Source organism: Emticicia fluvialis (genome assembly GCF_024793945.1).
Taxonomy (GTDB): Bacteria; Bacteroidota; Bacteroidia; order Cytophagales; family Spirosomataceae; genus Emticicia; species Emticicia fluvialis.
Genome location: NZ_JANUSD010000002.1, coordinates 388,140 through 411,524, shown reverse-complemented (window position 1 = coordinate 411,524; position 23,385 = coordinate 388,140). Strand labels below are relative to the sequence as shown.

The window sequence follows — 23,385 nt, the reverse complement described above, 5'->3', positions numbered from 1 at the left end:
TAAATCCATTGTAATACACTTACATGAGCAAAAAAAATCCTGCCCCGGCCGGCAGGATAACGGTGTGCATTGTAAAGCGTCATTAAGCTGATATTTCTGAAACCTCATCGTCACTGAATTTTGCCCCAACCGGTGGTCGGTAGGCCTGGAAAGGAATTTTCAGTAAACTGCCCAGGCGGTCGTTCTCTTCAGGTTTCATGTGCGTATCTATACCATACACCAGTTTGGTGCGGTCGAGCGTCTTGAAAGTACCTAAGAGCCTGTCCCAAATCGAAAATATATTTCCGTAATTAGAATCTGTATAAGGCTGAACATAATGATGATGTACTTTATGCATATCCGGCGACACCAGCACCCAGCTCATGGCGTTATCGAGCCATTTGGGTATCACGATATTGGCATGGTTAAACTGTGATAATAGTACTGATATAGACTGATACATGAAGACCATCCACATGGGCGCTCCGGCAAGCACAACCCCCACTGTAGTAAATATGAACCTGAAGACACTTTCGCCGGGATGATGCCTGTTAGCCGAGGTGGTGTCAACATGAGTATCTGTATGATGAACCAGATGAAACCGCCACATCCATTTTACCTTATGCTCTGCCCAATGCACAAACCATGCACCAATCAGGTCGAGAAGCATTAGTCCAAGCACAGTGTACAACCATAACGGCATTTCAGGTAACCATTGTAACAATCCGAAATGATTGGCAACGGCCCAGTCTGAAGATTTGAGGAGTATAAACGCCAGAACAAAATTAATAACAACCGTAGTAAGCGTAAAGAATATATTAATACCGGCATGCTTAATTTTGTTATATTTAAAGCTGAAAAGCGGCACAGCACTTTCAATCAGCCAGAAGAAGGCAATCCCTCCTACGAGTATGGCACTGCGATGCGACGAAGGAATTGTTCTGAAATACTCAATTATGTTTTCCATAAATCAACAATTGATAAGTAGGTAGAGTTAAAATCTAAAGCCGAAGAAATTTAGCCAGAAATAAAATTTTTACAAAATATTGGCTACAATTTATTATATTTTTTCTTTAATTTGTAATATTAACTATTCACACATTACTAACCTAATTAGCCTGTATGCAAAAGTGCATTTTCCTTGACAGAGACGGAGTACTCAATGAAGACAAGGTAGATTATGTTTATAAACTAGAAGATTATATTATACCTGAAGGCGTTGTAGACGGATTAAATCTGTTGAAAAACGCCGGGTACCTGCTTATTGTAATAACTAATCAGGCTGGTATTGCCAAAGGACTTTATAGCCGTGAAGACGTAATGAATTGCTATGATTTTTTACAAAGCCAATGTGGCGGTGTTATTGACGATATTTACTTCTGTGCGCATCATCCACAATATTCGTCTGAGTCGTTACTTCGTAAACCAGACTCTCTTATGCTTGAAAAAGCCATGGCAAAATATAATATTGATGCAGCGCACTCTTATATGATCGGCGACGCCGAAAGAGATGTAAAGGCAGGAATAAAAGCAGGAGTAAAAACTATACATATTGCCACCGGTAAGGAAAATACCCAACTGGCTGATTACAGTTTCAGTAATCTTCTTGAGGCATCAAAATTTATAACCGAAAACCCGGCCTGATAATATTTGAGGTGGTTTATGACCTTAACCATAAACCACCTCTGCTATTAACAATGGCTTTTCTCAGCTACACTCTTTGGGGTAGTTTTACCGTATGCCGGGCATTGCTGACGGCGGCACGAGGCCATCAACGCACCTGCTAAAAGAAAAAGAATGAGTACTTTAGCCTTCATTTTGTATTAAATATCAGTTCTAATCAAAACGCTTAAATCCTCCGTTTATTTTATACAAGCGCATCTTCTGCTGTTTTCTTATTCTTTTTTGCAGCTCCGTTACCCGGTATGGTGTGTGTCTCTTTCTTTTTGCGAGACTTATACCCCAGTATTTCCATCATTGAGTTGCTTTCCTGTTCATCTGCAAAGAGTTCGGTAGTAATATTTCCCTCAGCATCCAGATTCACCAGCACGTGCTGTGGAGCCGGAATCAGGCAGTGCTGAATACCCCCATAACCACCTAGCGATTCCTGATAGGCGCCTGTATGGAAAAACCCTATATACTGGTCTTCGTTCTCAATATCAAAAATGGGCAGATACAAATCTTCTGAGTGTGCTTCTGTATTATAAAAATCCTGGGAGTCGCAGGTTAACCCGCCCAGATTTACCTTTTCATAGGGGCTGTCCCAGTTGTTAACAGGCATCATGATGTACTTCTGGCCAATACCCCATGAGTCAGGCAGCTGAGTAATAAATGAGCCGTCAATCATGTACCACAACTCACGGTCATTCTGTTGTTTTTTATCAATTACCTTGTAAATAACTGCGCCGCTTTCGCCTACTGTATAACTCCCGAACTCCGTAAAAATATGGGGTACAGGAACATTATTTTTATTACAAATCCACTGAATATTCTCAATAATTTCGTCAATCATTGCCTGATAATCATAATTAAACACCAGCGAGGTCTGAATCGGCAGCCCCCCTCCAATGTCTATCGAATCAAGGTCGGGGCACATCTTCTTCATTTCGCAGTATTTAAACATAAAGCGTGTCAGCTCAGACCAATAGTAGGCGTTATCTTTTATACCTGCATTGATAAAGAAATGCAGCATTTTTAACTTGAAATTAGGATTGGGCTTTATTTTATCCTTATACAAATCATTGATGTCGCTATACCTAACCCCCAGCCTTGATGTATAAAAAGCAAAGTTGGGTTCTTCATCGGTAGCAATTCTTATACCCAGATTTACTGTCTCTGCCTTAGAGTTCTGAAGATAATAGTCAATCTCTTTCAGGTTGTCCAGAATCGGAATACAATTTACAAAACCGTCGTTATGCAGCGCCGATATACCTTCCAAATACTTTGGTCTTTTATAACCATTGCATATTATATAGGTATTTTCATTGATTTTCTCTTCTTCATACAACGACCTGATGATGTCAATGTCAAATGCGGAAGAGGTTTCAAGGTGAACGTTACTTTTAAGGGCCGTTTCTATAACAAACTTGAAATGCGATGATTTCGTACAGTAACAATAGGTATAGCTTCCTTTGTAATTATATTTTTTCATGGCATTTCTGAAAAGCAGCTTTGCGTTTTCTACATGCTCTGAAATTTTGGGTAAATAACTGATTTTGAGAGGAGTGCCATACTGCTTAATAATATCCATCAGTGGTACGTTATTAAACATCAGTGTATGTTCTTCATCAACACCGAATTCCCGCGTCGGAAATTCAAAAGTTTGTTCTATTAGGTCTATGTAACGTTTCATCTCTAAGTAAAATGCATAAAATTTTTAAAGGTTTTGTAATGATAAAGCCTATCTCTGACTAAAATAGTGTGCAAATGTGATATAAATTTAACAACTTTGCAACTGATATTTGTAACACAGTTTTAATACCTGTGGTTCATATTTTTTTATTACTTTTATTTTTTGCAATTATCACCTGAAACCCCCGAAGACAGGTTCTTGAAAACGTCTGGGTTTGTGAAATACTTATTATAAATGAGCCAAAAAATTCACTTTATCGCTATAGGTGGCGCTGTGATGCACAACCTGGCCCTTGCGCTACAAAAAAAAGGATATATCGTAACCGGTTCAGACGATGAAATAAACGACCCTTCAAAAAGCCGCCTGGCTGCTGCCGGTATCTTACCAGCTGAATTTGGGTGGTTTCCTGAAAAAATAACGAAAGATCTAGACGCTGTCATATTAGGAATGCATGCTTTTGCAGATAACCCCGAGTTGGCAAAAGCCCAGGAACTCGGCCTGAAGGTGTATTCGTTCCCGGAATATATTTATGAACAAAGCCTAAATAAACTAAGGGTTGTAATTGCGGGTAGTCATGGCAAAACAAGCATTACCAGTATTATTTTACACGTATTAAAATACCATAATAGAAAGTTCGACTATCTGGTAGGAGCTCAGATTGAAGGTTTTGACATTATGGTAGACCTGAACGACGACTCGCCGGTTATTATTATTGAAGGTGACGAGTATCCGGAGTCAAAAATACATCTCAAATCTAAATTCTTATTCTATCATCCGCACGTGGCGCTTTTCAGCGGTATTGCCTGGGACCACTTCAATGTTTTCAAAACTTTTGATAGTTATGTAAGCACTTTTGAAGAACTGGCAGACGGCCTGCCCAAAGCCGGAGCTATTGTGTATGATGAAACCGACGATATAGCCAAAGTAATTGGTGAAAAAGACCGTGCCGATGTAGCTAAACTGCCGTACAAAGCACATCCTTATAAAGTTGAGAACGGTAAATGCGTGCTATTGGTAGGAAAAACAGAAGTGCCTCTTGAGATTTTTGGCGAACACAACATGAAAAATCTCAATGGCGCCAGACTCATACTAGACCGCCTGGGGATTTCAGACGAACAGTTTTATGAGGCTATTCAGCATTTTAAGGGAGCATCTAAACGTTTAGAAAAACTCGGCGAAAATGCCAATACGCTTGTATTCAGAGACTTTGCGCATGCGCCGTCTAAACTGAAGGCTACTACCAATGCCACCAAAATGCTGTACAATAATCGCCGGCTTATAGCCTGCTATGAACTGCATACATTTAGCAGCCTGAACAAAGATTTTCTGCCACAGTATGAAGGCACAATGAACGATGCAGATGTGGCTGTGGTTTTCTACTCGCCTCATACTTTAGAAATGAAGCGTCTTCCGGCAATTTCAGTAGATGAAATAAAGAAGGCCTTCGGCGACGAAAACCTGCTGGTATTTACAGAGCGAGAGCAGATAGTTGATTACCTGCTTGAGCAAAACTGGTTTCAGACTAACCTGTTAATGATGTCGTCTGGCACATTTGGCGGACTGGTTCTGCCGGAACTCACCAAGCGGATTCTTGAAAAAGAGGTAAAAGAAGAGTTTCCGAAGGTAAAGGTAATATCGCAGAGTAAAGAATCTAATTCGTGGTCGGGTCTGCTTTCGCAATTCAAAAAAGTATTTGATTCAGAATAATACTTGCAGGTAGAGGTACTCCTGGTTCCTCTACCTGTATTTCAAAAACGCCCAGAGTTTTCTGGTCTTCACGTAATTTAAGTCTTCCTGGTTGGCGTAAGCCTCATTTTCAAAACCGATTCTTCTGTAGGCTGTCCACCATTCGCCACATCGTAAATAATGATACAGCCACTCGGCAACATACCAGATATAAAACGGTATCACTAACAATTCCAGTTGCTGGCGTATATGTATCCTCTCATGATTAATCAGGACCTTATCCGGGTTCCGGGGTCTGACAATTATAAACGGAAAAAGCGTAATTCCGTTTATTCTACTGAAAGGTATTCCTTTAATAATAATCATCGGGTCAAAAATAAGAAGTATTTTGTTCATTAGAAACATTCTATTTTTCATCAGCCATTTATGTTAATTTTCGAGCATTTAAAGCCGATTATCACAAAATAATTAGGAAACTATCCAATCCTTTCACACCTTTACGGCAACATTTAAACCCATTAACTAAACCAATCAATGAAAAAAGTAAGCTTTTTCGTATCGGCATTTCTGATTAGCACCTTATCTTTTGCCCAAACAGCCGAAGACGTTATTAATAATTATGTAAAGGCTATCGGTGGCAAAGAAGCTATATCAAAACTGAAAGATATAACCATGAACCTGACCGGTGAAGTACAAGGTGCAAGCCTTGAAGTAGTGGTGCAAAAAAAATCACCCGGTAAATTTCTGCAAGCCATCAGCGTAGTGGGTATGGGAGAAGTTCAGAAACAGGTGTATGATGGCACCAAAGTGCGTGCCTCTAGTATGCAAGGCTCAGAAGATATTACTGACCCTGAAAAAGTAAAAGCGGTAGCCATGCAGGCATATATAGCGCCTGAGGCAGAATATACCAGCCTTGGAGCCAAACTGAACTATGTTGGTAAAGAAAAAATCAACAATGCAGATGCCTACAAAATTGAGGTTACAATAGGAGCAGTTAAAATGACCGAATATTATGATGCTACTACCGGCCTAAAGGTGCGTCAATCACTTACTGCCGAAACTCCGATGGGTTCTCAAACCATTATTACTGATTTCAGCGACTACAAAGACGTAAGCGGTGTAAAAATGCCATATAAACTGAATCAGGATTTAGGAATGGCTCAGTTGGAACTGAAAGTTGATAAAATTACTGTAAATACTAACCTGGCAGACAGCCTGTTTGAAATTAAGTAAAACAATGCCTGAAATATTTTATAAAAAGAGGAATAGCCTGCTGGGCTTATTCCTCTTTTTTTGCAGTTATGCCCAAGCGCAAAACCGCTATGAATTTACACATCCGCAAATGGGTACCATGTTCAGAATTGTGCTGTATGCCGCCGATTCTACTCAGGCACTCAGGGCATCTCAAAAGGCGTTTATCCGGTTAGATACCCTTAATATTATATTGAGCGACTACCGCGAAGACAGCGAGATAAATACCCTTTGCCGCACATCCGGCTCTGGCATTTTTGTAAAAGTCAGCAACGATTTATGGCGCATCACACAAGCGTCAATAAAGGCAGCCCGCCTTACCGATGGCTATTTTGATATAACCATTGGGCCTATGACACAACTGTGGCGCCGTATGAAACGCCAGCAGCAATTGCCGACCGATAAGCTGATTGAAGAAGCCCGTGCAAAAGTTGGCATTGAAAGCATAGTACTTCATAAACAGGAAAAGTCTGTTCTGTTAAAGAAAAAAGGCATGAGGATTGATTTTGGAGGCATTGGTAAAGGCTATGCAGAAGATGAAATGATGCAGACGCTTAAAACAGAGGGTATCCGCTCTGCCATGATTGAAGCAGGAGGCAACATTGTGGTCTCTGCTGCTCCGCCAAAAGAAAAAGGCTGGAAAGTTACCATCAACAATGAGGATTACTACCTGAAAAACTGCGGGATTTCAACTTCAGGAGACAAATACCAGTTTGTTGAAATTGATGGCAGGAAATATTCGCACATACTAGACCCCAAAACCGGAATAGGCACAACAGAACCTAAACAGATTACGGTTATTACCAAAGACGGCACCAGCTCTGAGTGGCTTTCGAAAGGAATATATCTGATGAATAATGAACTAGGACAAAAACTGGCCAGAAAATTGAAGGCAAGGGTTTTCTGATATTACTGCTTACGGTCTTTCAATGAATAAGTAAGTTTATTTATAGTAAATACCTCCCGGTTAATCAGGCTGTTATCTTTTCTGACGGTCTGGTATCCATAAACCAGAAAACTGTGTCCATACCAGGCTACCAGGCTGGTTCGGTCAGTATCTGTAATTTTTTCTGTTTCAGTGCCTGCTTTTAAATCAAAGCTGTCAAGGTCTTTTACTTTTTCATTTTTACGTACTATCACGGTCTTTATCTGGTCTTCGTCAGGATATGCCAGTATAAAAAAATCGTTCTGATGGGTTATCTGTACCATAGGGTTCAGCTCACCCGATTGCACTTCTTTTAGTGAAACGCTGTTATCCCAGACTAATTTGCCGTGGTGGTCAAAACCGCAAATAATGGCGTGTGTATACCTGAAATTATTGTACACCTCGCCCCCAATCCTATAATTACGCCAGGTACTTATACTGCCATTAGATGGTGACTTATATTCAGGATAGAATACTTCGGCTACCATTAACCATCCGTCGGGTGTGGGTAGTATGTTGTGTAAGAGTAAACGGTTGCGGAGCTTCACTTCTTTACCCTGCTGCTTTTTTTGTCTTATTTTTGCTTTTATCTTTTCTTCTTTTCTTGGTTTCAAAAAGCTGAAAAAATTATCCAGGTCAGAAAAATCTATGTATTGAATTTTAGAGTCATGATCGAGCCTCTGCAGATAAAACCCGATTGAAAGTGGAGAACACCCCTCGGCATAATTACCCAAAAGTAAAGGGGAGCCGTTGTCCATTGTCAGAATCTTGCCTGAAATGGGCGTTTTCTGTTTGTCGCCCAGATTTAAAGTCCGTAAATGTTTACCCTCATAAGAGTAAGTTTTTACAATGTACTGGCAATTTCTATCGTTTTTCAGCATCACCAATAGCAAGCCATCCTCATAATTCACGTCCATCTCGCTGATTGACAAATGATTGGCGTGGATTTCTGGTAAAACTCTTGAGGTTTTATCGAAGAAATTAAACATTACCACCACCGGGCGGTCGTTAAATTTGCCACCTATAAATCCTTTACTCTGCAATACCACAAAATGGTCTATATCCATATTAGTAAGCAGGTTGCCCTCAATATAGGTTTTGTCGCCGGTTTCAAGGTCAAGCCTTAAAACACCTATATCCGTCTTTTCATGTTTTTTAAAGAGACTAAACAAAAAACGCTCGTTCTGAAAAGTTCTTATTAAGTTAAATTCATCTTCAAAGGCAAACGGAGTTTTCCATAATTCAACCAGGCTACTGTCAAATCTCACAAAATCGATGGTCTTTTTGCGCTTGTATAAGTCTTCTTTTGAATGAAACAGCAAAACGCCCTGTTCGCCTAACGAATACAACTGGTGTTCTTCTTCAGCGCTACTGGCCAGGTCCAGCTCAATTCTTTTCCCCTGCATCAGCTGAGCGCTTGCATCTATTGAAAACAGCCATAAAAATAATAGAGCCAACAGGTAAAGTCTATCAGTGTTTTTCATAAAGCATCTTAAAAGTCAACGGATTACCAGCCCTCGTCTGCCCAATTCTACAACCTCTAAGTTAGACATTTTTCTGTTATCGAGAGAAAATTTCAATAAAGTTTTTACTTTATGAAATCCCTCATTTCCGGCTGCTCCCGGATTCATATACAGCATGTTGTTCTTTTTTTCGTCACGTATAACCCTGAGTATATGCGAGTGCCCACAAACAAAAATATCGGGTATCTGCTCTTTCAGTTTTTTCTTTATGGCGGGGTTATAATTAGGTGGTGCTCCGCCTATGTGGGTCATCCAGATACGGTAACCCTCTAACTCAAAAAACTGGTGTTCGGGCAATTGCCATTGTATTTCTTTTGAGTCAATATTGCCAAATACAAAGCGGGTTGGTTTAAACGAATGCAATTGTTCAATAATTGTTACAGAACCCACATCGCCGGCATGCCATATTTCGTCACAGTTTTTAAAATGTTCAAAAACCTGTTTGTCCAGATACCCGTGGGTATCCGAAATAAGTCCGACAGTAGTCATGGAAACGTTAATTTGAAAATGAGGGCCGGCTTTGCAGTTCTTTCAGCTTAATGTATTTCAGACTTGCATAAACAGCCTGTGTAAGCGACCAAACCAACCCTGCATAACCATTAAGGAAATTAAGTCTGATAAAATACTCAACAAAAAAACTTACCGGAAATTTAGTAACTACTTTTAATGTTGAGGCCCGCTTACCTTTTTTGTAGAGTTCAAAAGCACTTCTGGACGAATAGTCGTTCATTTTCTGAAAAAACTCGGCTACATCAGAGAAACTGTAGTGTAACATACTGTTTTTCAATGTCAATGTTTTGCCATCCAGCACCACATCTTCATGCACATCATTTGTATTATAATTCCCGTAGCGCTTATTAAATATCCGGAGGGTAGGTAATTTAGACTCGCGGCCATATTTTAACTCCTTGCCCAGGAAGATAAGTATGCGAGGCACCTTAAAACCCTGATACCCGGTATTGGATTCAAGGCTGGCGTCAATCTCGTTTTTTAGTTCCTGCGTCACCACTTCATCCGAATCTACCACAAATACCCAGTCATTAATGGCCTGCTCAACAGCAAAGCGTTTCTGATTACCAAAACCGTTAAATGCTTTGTAAAAAACGCTACATCCAAATTCTTTTGCAATTTCAAGCGTTCCGTCTGTACTGCCGCTGTCTACAATTACTATTTCGTTTGCCCATCCGGCTACGGCCTCCAGAACCTGTCTGATTGTGCGGGTACTATTGTAGGTAAGTATAACTACCGAAAGATTCATGCGGATAAGCTTTTAATTTCAAAAGTAATATTGTTTGCAGTTTTAACATTGTAATTTTGCAAAAAATTCAGGATTAATGATTGAAACCCACGCACATATTTACGATGAGCAGTTTGAGCCAGACCGTACCCAAATGCTGGAAAGAGCCCTGGCAACAGGCATTAAACAAATCTGGATGCCTAACTGCAACCATGAGACAATAGACGGCATGCTGGCCTTGGAGCAACAGTATCCCGGGTTATGTGTACCCATGATGGGCGTTCACCCCTGCTATATAAAAGAAGACTACGAGCAAGAACTGAACATTACCGAACAATGGCTGGCCAGAAGAAAGTTTGCCATGATAGGCGAAATAGGCATTGATTTCTACTGGGACTTGTCGTATGTACCCCAACAAGAAGAAGCATTTATTGCCCAGCTGCGCCTGGCTCAGAAATATAGTTTACCTATTTGTATCCATTCGCGTAATTCGAAAAACGGAGAGCTGAACGCCATTGTGCGTTGTATTGAACTGATTGAGCAATTTGGGTGGAGCGATTTGAGAGGAATTTTTCATTGTTTCTCTGGGAATCTGGAAGAAGCCCGCAGAGTAGTTAGCCTAAACTTTTTGTTAGGCATAGGCGGAGTTGCCACCTTTAAAAACGGGGGGATAGACAAAGTGTTGCCACACATAGGACTGGAGCATCTGGTACTGGAAACAGACTCGCCCTATCTGGCCCCTGTGCCGCACAGAGGCAAAAGAAACGAAGTGGCCTACCTGGCGTTGGTGGCCCAACGGATTGCCGAACTGAAGCAATTATCGTATAACGAAGTGGTTCATCAGACTACTGCCAATGCAATGAATTTAATAGAAAGAATTACACCAGAGCCTTGAACCTGAAACTTGTTTTTACAGGATTACTTTTTGCCGCTTTGTGGGCTTCTGCCTCTGCCGCTGCCAAGCTTGGTCTCCGTTCGGCTGAGCCACTGGTGCTTTTTCAGGTTCGGTTTCTTGCCGCTGGCATTTTAATGCTGGCTTACTCTTTTGTGGTGCAAAAAGACAGGCTACCCAAGGGTAAAGAATGGCGTGAGTTAACCATCTTCGGCTTGCTGAATGTAACACTTTATCTGAGTTTTTTTGTGCTAGGCATTAAAGAAGTAGCTGCGGGTTTGGGCAGTTTGTCCACGGCAACCAATCCGTTGTTTATCAGTATTCTTTCGGCGTTCTGGATTGGCCGGCAGGTAAAATGGGCCGAATGGACGGCCGTACTTATGGGGCTGGCAGGTGTTGCTGTGGCTGCTTATCCCCTGTTTCAGAAAAGCTACGCTTCTCCTTTAGGCTTGTTTTATCTGTTTCTGAGTATGCTCTCTTACTCTGTTGGCACTATTTATTATTCAAACATAGACTGGAAACTTTCTCGGACGGCCATTAATGGCTGGCAGGTATTTATAGGGGGTATTGTCATGCTGCCACTTACTTTTTTAATGCATAAAGAGCCAAACCATTTCGACCTCAACTTTACTTTGTCGGTTCTTTGGCTCACCTTGCCGGTTTCTGTATTGGCAGTGCAACTATGGCTTTATCTACTTAAAGCAGACGCCGTAAAAGCATCTATGTTTTTGTTTCTCTGCCCTATTTTCGGCTTTATTTATTCTTACTTTCTTCTGAACGAGCCCATCACCTATCATACCTTTTTGGGTACAGCCCTTGTAATAGCCGGTTTATACATTGGGCAGAGAGAAAAAACTAAATAAGGTTATTGCCAAGCACTTAACTTGTGCTATTTACAATAGCCTAGCTCTTCGCCTAATATCTCAAATGACCACCTTCTTTTGTCAATAAGGTAATTATTCTGTTTGTATGGCCAGTTTACACCGCCATCAGTACTGGCACGCAAATCATAACGCTGGCCAATTCTCAGCATATAAGTTTTGGCAACTCTTACATCTTTTGTAATTGTAGGCATATTAACCCATTGATTTTTGCCGGGTTCGCTAAACTGGGTTTTCATTTGAGACGGAATAGCGTTTTCATCTAGTTTCATGCCCTTTGGGCAGGTGATGTCAAACACAAGCTCTATAGCCTGCGGAACGGGTAAAGAACTCACATCCAGAACAAAGCTTTTGTTTTCGCAAATATTTAAACTGCCCGATTCGGCAATTGGTTTCTTGACGTCTCCTCCGTAAATATGATTGTGATTAAATAATCTAAGCCTGGCTTCTTCGGTTTCTTTTGGCAAATAATTGAATTGAAACGCGGCGGTATTGTTTAAGCTGATATAATATCCTGCAAAGGCAATACCTGTTTTGGCATTTACCAACTCGCAATAATAATACAGGTCTACGTCTTTAAAATTACTTTTGATGGTAACCGTAGGCCCCTGTTTACAAAGCCAGCGCGGCCAACCGTTTATCCAATAGGCAGCATAACCTATTTCTGCAGTACATTCTAACTTACCCGTGCCTGTATTTCTGTTAATTACTGAACTTCCCTCTACTTTCCAGACACCTGTGTCAGGGTTATAGCTTATTAATGGTATAATATCTCCTGCTTTTATTGCGGCTTTTGTGTCAGGATTTATGGTAGCGGGGTTCAGTTCAAATGTAACGGCAATGGGTTTTGAAAACGAGCTGGCTACCTCTTGTGTGCCTGAACTTGCCTCTATAACCGCAAAACCTGTCATTGTCGAAAAACTGAACGCATCTGTTAAGCTAGTATTGTTTTTGTCTACCGGGTTTCGGGCCAGACCATCTTCTGGCAGATAGGAAGAACCGGAACGGTTATCAAAATGATAAACCACCAAATCGATATCTCCGGCTATGGCTTGCTTCTGCTTGTTCAGAAAAGCTGTACCCTCTTTTACGGTTACAACTACATTTTCCTGTTTAGTTACGTTCTCAGACTTTAATATTGCCAATTGGGTGGTTGCTCCGTTTTTACCGGCCACTAACTTAAACTGATTAGCAGATACCCCGGCAGGCGGATTTGCCATACTAAAAAAACGAGGGCTAAAGAACTGATTACCGGCATCAGTAAAAGTAAACTCTTTAATGATTTTTGTATAGCCCTCTGCCTCTGCTACCACAGTAAATGAAACCGGCGATTGCGCTGACGGAGTAACATCAGGACTGACGGCCAGAAAAATAAGGCCTTCCTTATTTATTCTGAAGTTTTTTGTATTCAGGTTGGTAACTATCTTGTCGGCATCTTTACCGGCTATTGTAAGCCTGATGTCTTCAGGGAGTTTTCCGTTAGCGCTTGAAAACCTTATTTCAAGTTTAGACTTCTCAATCGGCTCTTTGAATAGCAACTGAAAGCCATCAAGCGGATTGTCGCAGGCACCCAGAACAAAACATTCAAGAAATATTGCAATCAGCAATCTATATGACATTTTAAGCTCCATAAAACGGCTATAAATGATTTTTTACTTTGGTAGAACTTTTAACCACTAAGCATGAGGGCCTATTATCCATTATTTGCTATTGAGAATGCCTTCATACGCATTGAATCAGTTAAGTCTGTATCTGAGACTAACTGAAAGCATCGGAAAATAACTATAATTTCTAACATTTTTCTCGATAAGGGCAATCTGGCTATCCAGGGTGGTAGACTCAAGAAAACCCTGAAAACCGGCTTTTATTTTAGGGCTGCCCATATAAAAACAACCTATATTAAAATTTACGCCTAATTTCTTCTTTGGTACTGGTTTGCCAAAACCAATACCTGCATAAGGCATTAAATTACTCCATTTAATATCTAAATCTACCTGCCCGAAATCTTCTGAGGCGATTTCGACACCACCCAAAAGAAGCCCGGTTGGCGAAGTAACCCTGACAAAATACTTTTGCCTTACACAATAGCCCAGGCCTGCTCTAAAAAAGAATTTTTCTTTCTTAAACGGATACCAGCTAAGCATACCGGTTAAAACGTTTCGATGTATATCCGGCTGAAAAAATACTGAAGACCCTTCCGGCAATTTCAGATCCAGCTCTCTTGTAAACCTGAAATAACTGAATCCGAGCTCGGCCAGTAAAACAACTTTTGAGGGAATCATTACTGATAGGTTCGTACCTGCGCCAAGGGTTGAAACATTTAAACCTACAACCGCTTGCCTGAAAGTCTGAACAATTGAAGTATCTTTTTGTGCTCCCTGACAACAACAAGGAAGCAAGCCACAAAAAAACAGGAAGGTATTTAGAAGAAAAGTCTTCATGATTACTCACTTATAGTTCAATGCAATTAAATCTCTGTAAGCCAATCAGTATAAATATACTTAAAAACTACAAGCGAAAAACAGTCTGTTTTTTCATTGAACCCATAAATCAGAAAAATGCAAGAAGTACCTGTTTAGTTTATATGATTTAATATTAAAAAATTGTTTCCTGGCTTTTATGGGGCAAAAGACAAGGCAAAATATTTCTAATGCAACAAAAAAAGCCCGGAAACGAAACATTTTCCGGGCTTTCAATTTTTTTACAATTCTACTTCAATTCATAACTAACCGTAAACAAAAAAACCATAATCAGAATATCCACCATTGGCACCAGGCTTACTTTAAAAGCAAAGTCGTAGTTTCTTTTAACAAATGCTATCCAGGAAACCACCTGGGTGGAAACAATTAAAATGGGTAAAGCAACGAGCGTTCCGAAAATCAACCATGCCGATTGGCTTGTTCCTGCATTGAATACATAGGGCGACATGATGGCGCCAAATGCTGCAGGAATGAGAATCACCAGCATACAAATGTTGGCAATTAAACTGCAAGTTTTCATACGGGTTAGTATTTAAAGGGTAAGAGACTAACCAAATATAAAATACTTTTTGTACAAATGCGAGCTTATTAATAAAAAAAAGCACAAAACCGATGATTTTGTGCTTTATATTGTATTACTGACGAATTATTACTTCGCAATTTCCATACTTACCTCGCGGGCATTGATGGTTTTGCCTTGCATACCGTCTAATACTTTTTTTACGTCTTGCTGAGGAACCTCAACAAAACTGAATTTGTCATAAATATCAATTTGACCAATGGCACGGCCTGCAATGCGGGCTTCTGACGTAATGGCACCTACAATATGGTTAGGGGCTACGTTATCTTTACGGCCTACGCTGATAAACAAGCGAACCATGTCTGTTCTGCCCGAACCACGGCTACCCGGGTCCTGACGTCTGTCACGGGGTTCAAAACGGCGTTCGGTTCCACGTTGCTGGTCTCTTCCGCCAAATTCGCGGCGTCCGGCATCTCTGCTGCCAAAGCTGCCTCTTGCGTCTTTTCTTTCAAATCTCGCGTCCTGAGTCCTTGGTTCTCGGTAGCTGTCAGAAAGTTGTGCATCAGAGAATTCGCTTTTTACGGCTCCAACCTGCATGTTAATCAAGGCAGCCATAATTTGTGCATCAGAATAGCCTTCTTCGCTCAATTCGCCTACTATATCTTCATAGAAATTGTCTACTCCGGCAAGAAGCGTTTCTCTTACCTGCTCAATGAATTTACGATGACGCGTCTTTACCAATTCATTGAATGTCGGTATTTTTCCTTGTTCAATTTTTACTTTAGTATAGTTTTCGATGTCACGCAGACGGTATTTATCACGGCCTGAAATAAGCATAAATGCTTTTCCGGTTTTACCGGCACGACCAGTACGGCCAATGCGGTGCACGTAATACTCAAGGTCTTGGGGTACATCAAAGTTAAAGACTGCATCTACACCAGAAACGTCAATACCACGAGCAGCTACGTCAGTAGCTACCAGTATCGTTGTTACACCCGCGCGAAATTTGCTCATAACCTGAGAACGCACCTGCTGGCGCATGTCTCCGTGCAAACCTTCAGCGGCGTAGCCACGTACCTGCAAATCGCTCACGATTTCATCCACTTTAGATTTCGTGTTGGCAAACACAAGCATCAGTTTCAAATCATGTACATCTATCAGGCGGGTCATTACCTCCATTTTAGCTTCTTTACGTACAGCAAAGAAAAACTGCTCAATGTTGGCGTTTGAAACCTCTTTCTTCAATGTTTTAATAATTTCAGGGTCTTTCTGAAAACGCTTAGTTATTGAAAGGATTTCGGGCGACATAGTAGCCGAAAACAACAGGGTTTGTCTTTCAGTCGGAGAAAAAGACAAGATTTTTTCAATATCTTCACGGAAACCCATATTAAGCATTTCATCGGCTTCATCAAGAATAGCCAGCTTAATATCGCTCAACACAAGTGTTTTGCGTTCAATGTGGTCCATAATACGGCCGGGCGTACCTACCACAATCTGAGAACCTTTTTTCAAGGCAAGGAATTGGCGCTCGTATGACTCACCACCATAAATCGCAGCTACGTTCAAGCCTTTTTTGTACTTGGCCAGTTTTTGAATCTGCTCTTTTACCTGCAGAGCCAACTCACGCGTTGGGCACATAATTAAAACCTGTGTGCTTCTGTCTGTTTCGTCAACTGCTTCTATGGCCGGTATACCAAAGGCTGCAGTTTTACCTGTACCTGTTTGCGCCTGGCCAATTACGTCGCCACCACGCATTACAACCGGAATAGCTGCTGACTGGATAGGGGTAGCGTACTCAAAACCTAATTCTTCAATCGCACGAAGAACATACTCCGAAAGCGGAAGCTCGGAAAATTTTACTGATTCCATTAAGGATAAAATGTTTTTTAAGTCGGAACCTACACTGCCGTTCTCACGCAAAACCGTGAATTGCCCCGAATGCCGAAAAATAATAAAGCGAACGATGAGAACCATCCGTTGCCTGCTCTGAAAGGAATTTGAAAGAAAGAGAAACTCTTTGTGTCGAAATTATATTTACGCAGAGGCCCAATCGGATGTGCCTTTTATAAAACTTTTGCAAAACTAATACTAACCATCCTATTTTGCAAGCATTGAGCCAAAATAATTGTATTTTTTCTAGAATAGTGACTTTCACCCCGCCTGAAAATCACTATTCCAATATCTAATATTATTAATCTAATTAATTGAGTTTTGTTATGGCCTGATAAACCAGCACTTTGAATTTATCTCCTAAATCGGCATAGCTGTTGGGTACCTTCTGTGTCATGATTAACCCGATAATCCCTTCCTTAGGGTCTACCCAATAAGTAGTGCCATAATACCCGCCCCAATCATAAGTACCCACCGATGGCGGAACCCTGGCAGCCTCTTTTTCAGTAGTTATGGCAAAACCCAGACCAAACTTTTTGTAACCCAGATTAATATCACCTATCTGGTTCTGGGTCATCATTCTCACAGTAACCGGGCTCAATAGCTGTACGCCGTTATACTTACCCCCATTAAGTACCATCTGTAGAAAAACTGCGTAATCAGTAACGGTAGATACCAGCCCTCCGCCTCCGGAATGATATGTACCCTTAGCTTTTGAATACTCGCCTACATTGGCAGGTGCTTTTATTACTTTTTTCTCTTTGTTTTCGGTATTCAATGTAGCAAGCCTGTTAAATTTTGACTCAGGCAAATAAAAATAGGTGTCGTTCATGCCCAGCGGTTTGAATATCCGCATACTCAGAAACTCATCAAAACTTACGCCAGAAACCACTTCTACCAGATACCCCAGCACATCTGTATTAAGGCCGTAAGTAAATTTTTCGCCCGGGTTATGTGCCAAAGGAAGCTTTGCCAACCTGTTGATAGCGTCTTTCAGGGTATTAAACGGGGTATCAACACCGCTTGGGATATTATTTTTTGCATAAATAGCCACAGCTTCTTTTGAGCCTATCATCGGATACCCGATGCCGGAGGTATGCGTCAGTAAATCGCGTATAGTAATTTCTCTCCTGGCAGGTGTTGTGGTATAGCTACTGTCTTTTTCATTGAACTTATCAAGTACAACCGGATTTTTGAACGACGGTATATATTTAGAGATGGGGTCATCGAGCAAGAACTTACCTTCTTCAAACAACATCATTACCGCTACGCTGGTAATTGCCTTGGTTTGAGAGGCAATACGGAAAATTGCATTTTTGTCCATTGCTTTTTTGGTGCTGATGTCGTCATATCCGTACGCTTTATGATAAACGGTTTTACCGTTACGCGCTACCAGTACCACAACACCGGCCATGTAAGACTTATCTACATACTCGTTAATCACTTTGTCCATACGCTGTAATCTGACAGTACTCATGCCCTGGCTTTCTGGTATGCCCGGGGTTAATGTCTGCGAAAAAACCAATTCATTAAACAGCACCAGCAATGCTAAAGAGCAGAAATATTTCATGTTGATAGAGGGTTTAAATAGATAATGTTTGTTCATACGCTTAGAAAAACAAATATAAAATTTCCTGCTGATTATTGTGCATGGGTAAGGTTCATTTTACACAGGCATTATATTACAGCAGGCCTGAAATTATTCAGCGAAATTGCCTTACATTTGAGTTATATATGTAAACCGATATGATTCACAAGTCTTTTTTTGAAACCGACCCAAAAAGGCGCAAAGTTTTCTTTCAGCAGTGGTTACCCGAGCAGCAGGCCGACGGCATAATAGCTCTTGTACATGGTTTGGGAGAACACAGCGGCCGTTACGAAAACGTGGCTGAATTCTTTACGGCGCATAATTACGGTGTAATAGCCGTTGATACATACGGGCACGGCCAAACCACCGGCAAAAGAGGCCATGCGGAATCAATGGAAGCATACATGCAGCAAATTGAGCGTTTACTGACGCTGTCCGCACAAACAGTACCTCAAAAACCCGTATTTCTTTATGGCCATAGTATGGGCGGAACCCTCGTACTCAACTATCTGTTCAGGTATCATCCGTCTATTGCGGGTGTTATTGCTACTTCGCCTGCTGTTAGGCCGGGTTTTGCCCCGCCCAAACTTCTGCTGGCAATCGGGCGTTTGGCCCGCATGGTAGCACCTTCATTCACTCAATCCAATTCACTTGATTTAAACTACCTGTCGCATGACCCCGGTGTTATGGCAGCGTATAAAGCCGACCCACTGGTGCATAATCAGGTTTCGGGTGTGGTAGGTCTTGGATTAATAGAATGGGGCGAATGGCTGTTGGGCAACGCCAGAGCTACCCCTGCCCCCCTGCTGTTGATACATGGCACCGAAGACAGGCTGACCAGCTACAGCGCAACCAAAGAACTGGCTTCGAAACTCTCGGGCGATGTTACCTTTAAAAGCTATGATAAACTGTACCATGAACTGCATAATGAATTTGAAAAATATGACATACTGAACGACCTCTTCAACTGGATAAAAGCGCGTTCATAAGTCAATAAACCCTATTAATAGTTGGCATAATTTTTTAACAATTAAACGTATATCAAACAAAACAGGTTAATCTATTTATTCAATAAATGAAACTTTCTATTAGTTGCCAGCTTGATTATGAAACAGAGCAGAACACCCCGCTTATTCTGATGCTTAGGCCACGCAGTGGCTCAGGTCAATGGATAATTAAGGAAGAATACCTGTTGCAGCCCTCTGTACCTGTAATTGAATATACAGACCTTTATGGCAACCTTTGCCAGAGAATATTTACACCAGATTCTAATTTTACCATTCGCACGTCGGCCATTGTAGAAGTAGCCGATTTTATTGACGTAGATTTTAATGCTAATTATGTTCCGGTGCAGTTATTGCCGGATGAAACACTGATTTACCTTTTACCAAGCCGCTATTGCGAGTCAGACAAAATGGGGCAAATGGCCGCATCAATTGTGCAAAATCAGGTAACCGGATACCAGCAGGCAGAGGCTATCAGACAATGGATAAACGAAAACATCAGGTATGAATATGGCCATAGCAATGCCTCTACCTCAGCCCAAAATACTGCCGAAACCCGCATAGGGGTTTGCAGAGACTTCTCTCATCTGGGCATTGCGCTTTGCCGCAGCCTGAATATCCCGGCACGCCTGGTGGTAGGCTATTTGTATGAGCTTAAACCTATGGACCTGCATGCCTGGTTTGAGGCCTACCTGGGGGGCAGGTGGTACACATTTGATGCCACACAAACCCAACCAAGAGGCAAAAGAGTGGTGTTAGCCTATGGCCGTGATGCCGCCGACGTGGCCATGGCCACACAGTTTGGCAGCATGGAACTAACCCAGATGCAGGTATCGGTAGAGCCTGCCTGAGAATTTGATTTTTAAACACCCATTAAATGTCTCAATTTAATATTTACAGTTCATCGGCGGGTTCCGGAAAAACCTTTACGCTCACCAAAGAATACCTTAAACTGGTGCTGGGCACCGAACGCCCGTTCTATTTTAAGCAGATATTAGCCATTACTTTTACGAATGATGCTGCAACAGAAATGAAAGACCGTATTCTGGATGCACTGAAAGAAATAGGCAATGAAGAACGATTGGCTGAGGGTGCCAGATACTGGCCGATGTTCAGAATGATTGTAGAAGAGACCGGCTTGCCTGAAGACGTAATACAAAAAAGAGCCAATACTGTTTTCAGGAATATTATTCAGGAATATTCAGATTTTGCCGTCAAAACCATCGATAGTTTCGTCAACCAACTGGTAAATGCCTTTACAGAAGAATTAGGCCTGCCCTACAACTACGAAATTGTACTGGATACCGATCGGGTAATGACCGAAGCAGCTGAACGCCTGATTGAAAAAGCAGGAAATGAAGAACACAGGGAGATTAGTGCGATTCTGGAAAATTTCATAAAAGATAAAGTTGGTGACGGGCAAAGCTGGAACTTTGTAACAGACGAGCTGGCTAAATTCGGCAATCACCTCATTAACGACCAGTATTACCCTCTACTGGTAAAGCTGGACGGACTTGAAAGCGCCGATTTCAACGAAATTTCAACTAATATTCATAATTATCTGAAATGGTTTGAGGACACCATCAGAGAATTGGCAATCAAGGCTATCCAACTGATAGAAGCACAGGGACTTTCTGTTGACGATTTTACACAGAAAGGCAAAGGGATAGGCGGATATTTTTATAATATGCGCGACGACTTTGCCAATGAATATTATACCAAAAAAGAAGGGTCACCCAATAGTTATCATTGGGCTGCTGTAAGAGACGACAAATGGTATAGCGCCAAAGGCACCCCCAAACCCACCCAGGCGGCTATAGACGGCATCAAAGAAGATTTGAGAAGCATCTTCTTCGAAATGCAGGATTTCAAAGATAATCATCTGAAAAAATACACGCTTTACAGCGTGCTTCGCCCCAATCTCAGAAAGCTGTCGCTTCTGAAAAAAATGAAAGATGAGTTTGACGAGGTTTTAACTGAGAAAAATCAGGTTTTTATAGCCGAGTTTAACCGGAAGATTCTTAGCATCATTCTGTCAGAGCCTGTTCCTTTTATTTATGAGCGCATTGGTGAAAAATACCTGCACCTGCTGATTGACGAGTTTCAGGATACGTCAGAAATGCAATTCTATAACCTGCTGCCACTTATTGAAAACTCATTGGCAGGTAATCATTTTAATCTGGTGGTGGGCGATGCCAAGCAGGCTATTTATCGCTGGCGCGGTGGTAAGATGGAACTGATTGTGCATTTGTTTAAAGGCAATATAAATGCATTGGTGCAGAATTCGCTGATACAGAAACATCAGGCTGAACAATTTATGTCTATTGGTAATTTCCTTACGCCTAAGGCGCTTAATACCAATTTCAGAAGCGCACAGGAAGTAATTGATTTCAATAACAGATTTTTTGAAGCCTCGCTTGAAAGATACTCAGCCGAGTTTCAGTTTTTGCCCAGTGTGTATGAAGATTTCAGACAAGAGAAACCCACAAGCTCGCCAAACGGCGGGCATATACAAATTGAATTTCTTGATTACGACAAAGAAGGAACAGTTATGCTTAACCGGGTGCTTGGGTTGGTTGAGCAGGTACAACAGCAAGGTTATAACGTGGGTGATATAGCCATCTTATGCCGCCGGAACCGTGAGTCATCTGCTGTGGCTGACTTTCTGACACAAGCCGGGTACCCGATTATCTCGCGTGACTCGCTTCTGCTTAAAAATTCACCCTATGTGCGTTTACTGATTGCTTTTATGAGGGTAATCAATCAGCCCAATAATCGTCTGGCAAAATCTGAAGCCGCGTATTTGTTTTACCAGACTATTCTGAATCAGATGCCGGACAGCGAAGCCACTTCTGAAATAAAGAACCTGGCTGAAACCAGCGACTCTACGGCCTTTTATGAAATCTTCAGCCGTTACGGTTATAAGCTCGACCCTACTAATATGATAAAAGCCGGAATCTATGAGCTTACTGAAAAGATTATTGATGCTTTTGATTTATTCAACCGTTCGCATCAGAAAAACTACCTGTTCAGGTTTTTAGATGTGGTGCTAAACTACAGCCTGAAAGAAAGCAATCACTTGCAGGATTTTCTGGTTTACTGGCAGGACAAAAAAGATAGTTCGGCGCTCTCTGTTAAATCACCGGCCGAAGAAAATGCCATTACCATCACAACCATTCACCGTTCCAAAGGGCTGGAATACCCGGTTGTAATTATCCCCTATGCGCAATGGTCCATGCGCCCGCAAAATCAGGCAGAGATATGGGCCGACTTAGAAACCCTTGAATACGAAGAACTATGGCATAAGTCAGAGACACAAAACGTAAAACTGATGTCGGCACCTGTTAAATTCAGCGAAAAACTGAAAATGACTGAACTGACAGAACAATATAATCAGGAGATGCAGGCCACTTTTCTTGAAAACCTGAATATGCTGTATGTAGCTTTTACCCGAGCGGCACATCAGTTATACGTTATCTCTCAGAAAAACTTTCAGGGGAAAATACAGGGTGTCGGAGAACTTGTGAAAGATTTTTTGCAGGTAGAAGGTGTATTTGATGCCGATTTGAACTTCTATGAAATCAACAAAGGTACTTTTATAAAAAAGCATGATAAAAAGCCTGCCGACTATAACACATTAGTACTGAAAAAAATAATCAGCGAAGACCGTAGCGACAGGCTCCGGTTAAGACGGTTATCAGAAAAGATTTTTGATACCGAAACACTTGACAAAACCAAAGACAGACACAACAAAGTTCGGTCTGCACTTGCCAAAGTAAAAAGCAAAAATGATATACCCAATGCGCTAAGAGAGTTAGCGTTTGAAGGGGTTATCAGCCTGAATGAATATAGTACGATTGAGAGTTCACTTCATAAAATAATGAATTTACCGCTGTTGGCGCCTCTTTTTGAAGAGGGATTAACAGTTGAAAACGAAAGAGAAATTTTATTACCCAATGGTGATATTAAACGTGCCGACCGTGTGGTTTTTATTGATACTAAAGTATTTGTTATCAGCTATAAAACCTACGGCAGCCATGAGCCCGCCAGAATAGAGAAAGACAGCAAAGATATCAGCTATCTGGGCAGGTTATATCAGCAAATGGGTTATCTTAACCCAAGCCTGCTGTTAGTATATCTCGAGTCGGCAGAGGTTTTACCTGTACCATTGTAATGG

General features: G+C 41.3%; 20 protein-coding genes. 9 read left to right on the top strand and 11 right to left on the bottom strand.

What is annotated here, in order from left to right; genetic code table 11:
- Positions 1-82: 82 nt before the first annotated feature.
- Positions 83-946, bottom strand: coding sequence for a sterol desaturase family protein (locus NZ848_RS03750; protein ID WP_259014408.1), 864 nt, complete (start codon positions 944-946; stop codon positions 83-85).
- A gap of 155 nt (positions 947-1,101) precedes the next feature.
- Here NZ848_RS03750 and NZ848_RS03745 point away from each other — a divergent pair, with 155 nt between their 5' ends.
- Positions 1,102-1,623, top strand: a complete 522-nt coding sequence (locus NZ848_RS03745) for a D-glycero-alpha-D-manno-heptose-1,7-bisphosphate 7-phosphatase (RefSeq protein ID WP_259014407.1) — start codon at positions 1,102-1,104, stop codon at positions 1,621-1,623.
- 223 nt (positions 1,624-1,846) lie between these two features.
- Here NZ848_RS03745 and NZ848_RS03740 read toward each other — a convergent pair whose 3' ends face one another.
- Positions 1,847-3,331, bottom strand: a complete 1,485-nt coding sequence (locus tag NZ848_RS03740) for an arginine decarboxylase (protein WP_259014406.1) — start codon at positions 3,329-3,331, stop codon at positions 1,847-1,849.
- Positions 3,332-3,565: 234 nt separating this feature from the next.
- On the opposite strand from NZ848_RS03740, the gene NZ848_RS03735 reads away from it, so the two are divergent.
- Positions 3,566-5,038 (top strand): UDP-N-acetylmuramate--L-alanine ligase, encoded by a 1,473-nt coding sequence (locus tag NZ848_RS03735; RefSeq protein ID WP_259014405.1) that lies wholly within the window; start codon positions 3,566-3,568, stop codon positions 5,036-5,038.
- A gap of 30 nt (positions 5,039-5,068) precedes the next feature.
- Here NZ848_RS03735 and NZ848_RS03730 read toward each other — a convergent pair whose 3' ends face one another.
- Positions 5,069-5,413 carry a hypothetical protein gene (locus NZ848_RS03730; RefSeq protein WP_259014404.1) on the bottom strand — a complete coding sequence of 115 codons (345 nt, stop codon included), beginning with the start codon at positions 5,411-5,413 and terminating at the stop codon, positions 5,069-5,071.
- A gap of 138 nt (positions 5,414-5,551) precedes the next feature.
- Here NZ848_RS03730 and NZ848_RS03725 point away from each other — a divergent pair, with 138 nt between their 5' ends.
- Entirely contained in the window at positions 5,552-6,250 is a 699-nt protein-coding gene (locus NZ848_RS03725; protein ID WP_259014403.1) for a hypothetical protein, read from the top strand.
- Positions 6,251-6,254: 4 nt separating this feature from the next.
- The gene (locus NZ848_RS03720) at positions 6,255-7,175 is read left to right on the top strand and encodes an FAD:protein FMN transferase (RefSeq protein WP_259014402.1); all 921 of its coding nucleotides are present in this window, start codon (positions 6,255-6,257) and stop codon (positions 7,173-7,175) included.
- 2 nt (positions 7,176-7,177) lie between these two features.
- Here the strand turns inward: NZ848_RS03720 and NZ848_RS03715 are convergent, their stop codons facing one another.
- Genes NZ848_RS03715 through NZ848_RS03705 form a run of 3 tightly spaced genes read right to left on the bottom strand, consistent with a single transcriptional unit; the run spans position 7,178 to position 9,974 of the window.
- The gene (locus tag NZ848_RS03715) at positions 7,178-8,677 is read right to left on the bottom strand and encodes a hypothetical protein (RefSeq protein ID WP_259014401.1); all 1,500 of its coding nucleotides are present in this window, start codon (positions 8,675-8,677) and stop codon (positions 7,178-7,180) included.
- A gap of 15 nt (positions 8,678-8,692) precedes the next feature.
- Positions 8,693-9,205, bottom strand: a complete 513-nt coding sequence (locus NZ848_RS03710; RefSeq protein ID WP_259014400.1) for a metallophosphoesterase family protein — start codon at positions 9,203-9,205, stop codon at positions 8,693-8,695.
- Between the two features lie 7 nt (positions 9,206-9,212).
- A complete protein-coding gene (locus tag NZ848_RS03705) occupies positions 9,213-9,974 on the bottom strand; it encodes a glycosyltransferase family 2 protein (protein WP_259014399.1) in 762 nt (253 codons plus the stop codon).
- A 76-nt stretch (positions 9,975-10,050) separates the two neighbouring features.
- On the opposite strand from NZ848_RS03705, the gene NZ848_RS03700 reads away from it, so the two are divergent.
- Positions 10,051-10,848 (top strand): TatD family hydrolase, encoded by a 798-nt coding sequence (locus NZ848_RS03700; RefSeq protein WP_259014398.1) that lies wholly within the window; start codon positions 10,051-10,053, stop codon positions 10,846-10,848.
- Positions 10,845-11,708 (top strand): DMT family transporter, encoded by an 864-nt coding sequence (locus NZ848_RS03695; RefSeq protein WP_253533933.1) that lies wholly within the window; start codon positions 10,845-10,847, stop codon positions 11,706-11,708. The genes NZ848_RS03700 and NZ848_RS03695 overlap by 4 nt, the downstream gene beginning before the upstream one ends.
- 26 nt (positions 11,709-11,734) lie before the next feature.
- Here NZ848_RS03695 and NZ848_RS03690 read toward each other — a convergent pair whose 3' ends face one another.
- The 5 genes from NZ848_RS03690 to NZ848_RS03670 all read right to left on the bottom strand — a co-directional run bounded on the left by NZ848_RS03690 (position 11,735) and on the right by NZ848_RS03670 (position 18,186).
- Positions 11,735-13,333, bottom strand: coding sequence for a hypothetical protein (locus NZ848_RS03690; RefSeq protein ID WP_259014397.1), 1,599 nt, complete (start codon positions 13,331-13,333; stop codon positions 11,735-11,737).
- Positions 13,334-13,462: 129 nt separating this feature from the next.
- Positions 13,463-14,167, bottom strand: a complete 705-nt coding sequence (locus tag NZ848_RS03685) for a hypothetical protein (RefSeq protein WP_253533931.1) — start codon at positions 14,165-14,167, stop codon at positions 13,463-13,465.
- A gap of 268 nt (positions 14,168-14,435) precedes the next feature.
- A complete protein-coding gene (locus NZ848_RS03680; protein ID WP_101725368.1) occupies positions 14,436-14,726 on the bottom strand; it encodes a hypothetical protein in 291 nt (96 codons plus the stop codon).
- Positions 14,727-14,855: 129 nt separating this feature from the next.
- A complete protein-coding gene (locus tag NZ848_RS03675; protein ID WP_253533930.1) occupies positions 14,856-16,595 on the bottom strand; it encodes a DEAD/DEAH box helicase in 1,740 nt (579 codons plus the stop codon).
- Between the two features lie 331 nt (positions 16,596-16,926).
- Positions 16,927-18,186, bottom strand: a complete 1,260-nt coding sequence (locus NZ848_RS03670) for a serine hydrolase domain-containing protein (RefSeq protein WP_259014396.1) — start codon at positions 18,184-18,186, stop codon at positions 16,927-16,929.
- Between the two features lie 176 nt (positions 18,187-18,362).
- Between NZ848_RS03670 and NZ848_RS03665 the strand changes: the two genes are divergently transcribed.
- The 3 genes from NZ848_RS03665 to NZ848_RS03655 all read left to right on the top strand — a co-directional run bounded on the left by NZ848_RS03665 (position 18,363) and on the right by NZ848_RS03655 (position 23,382).
- The gene (locus NZ848_RS03665; RefSeq protein WP_259014395.1) at positions 18,363-19,193 is read left to right on the top strand and encodes an alpha/beta hydrolase; all 831 of its coding nucleotides are present in this window, start codon (positions 18,363-18,365) and stop codon (positions 19,191-19,193) included.
- Between the two features lie 86 nt (positions 19,194-19,279).
- Complete coding sequence (locus NZ848_RS03660; RefSeq protein WP_253533927.1) at positions 19,280-20,059, top strand: transglutaminase family protein; 780 nt, start codon at positions 19,280-19,282, stop codon at positions 20,057-20,059.
- 26 nt (positions 20,060-20,085) lie between these two features.
- On the top strand, positions 20,086-23,382 hold the full coding sequence (locus NZ848_RS03655) for a UvrD-helicase domain-containing protein (protein WP_259014394.1): 3,297 nt from the start codon (positions 20,086-20,088) through the stop codon (positions 23,380-23,382).
- The last annotated feature ends 3 nt before the right edge of the window (positions 23,383-23,385 follow it).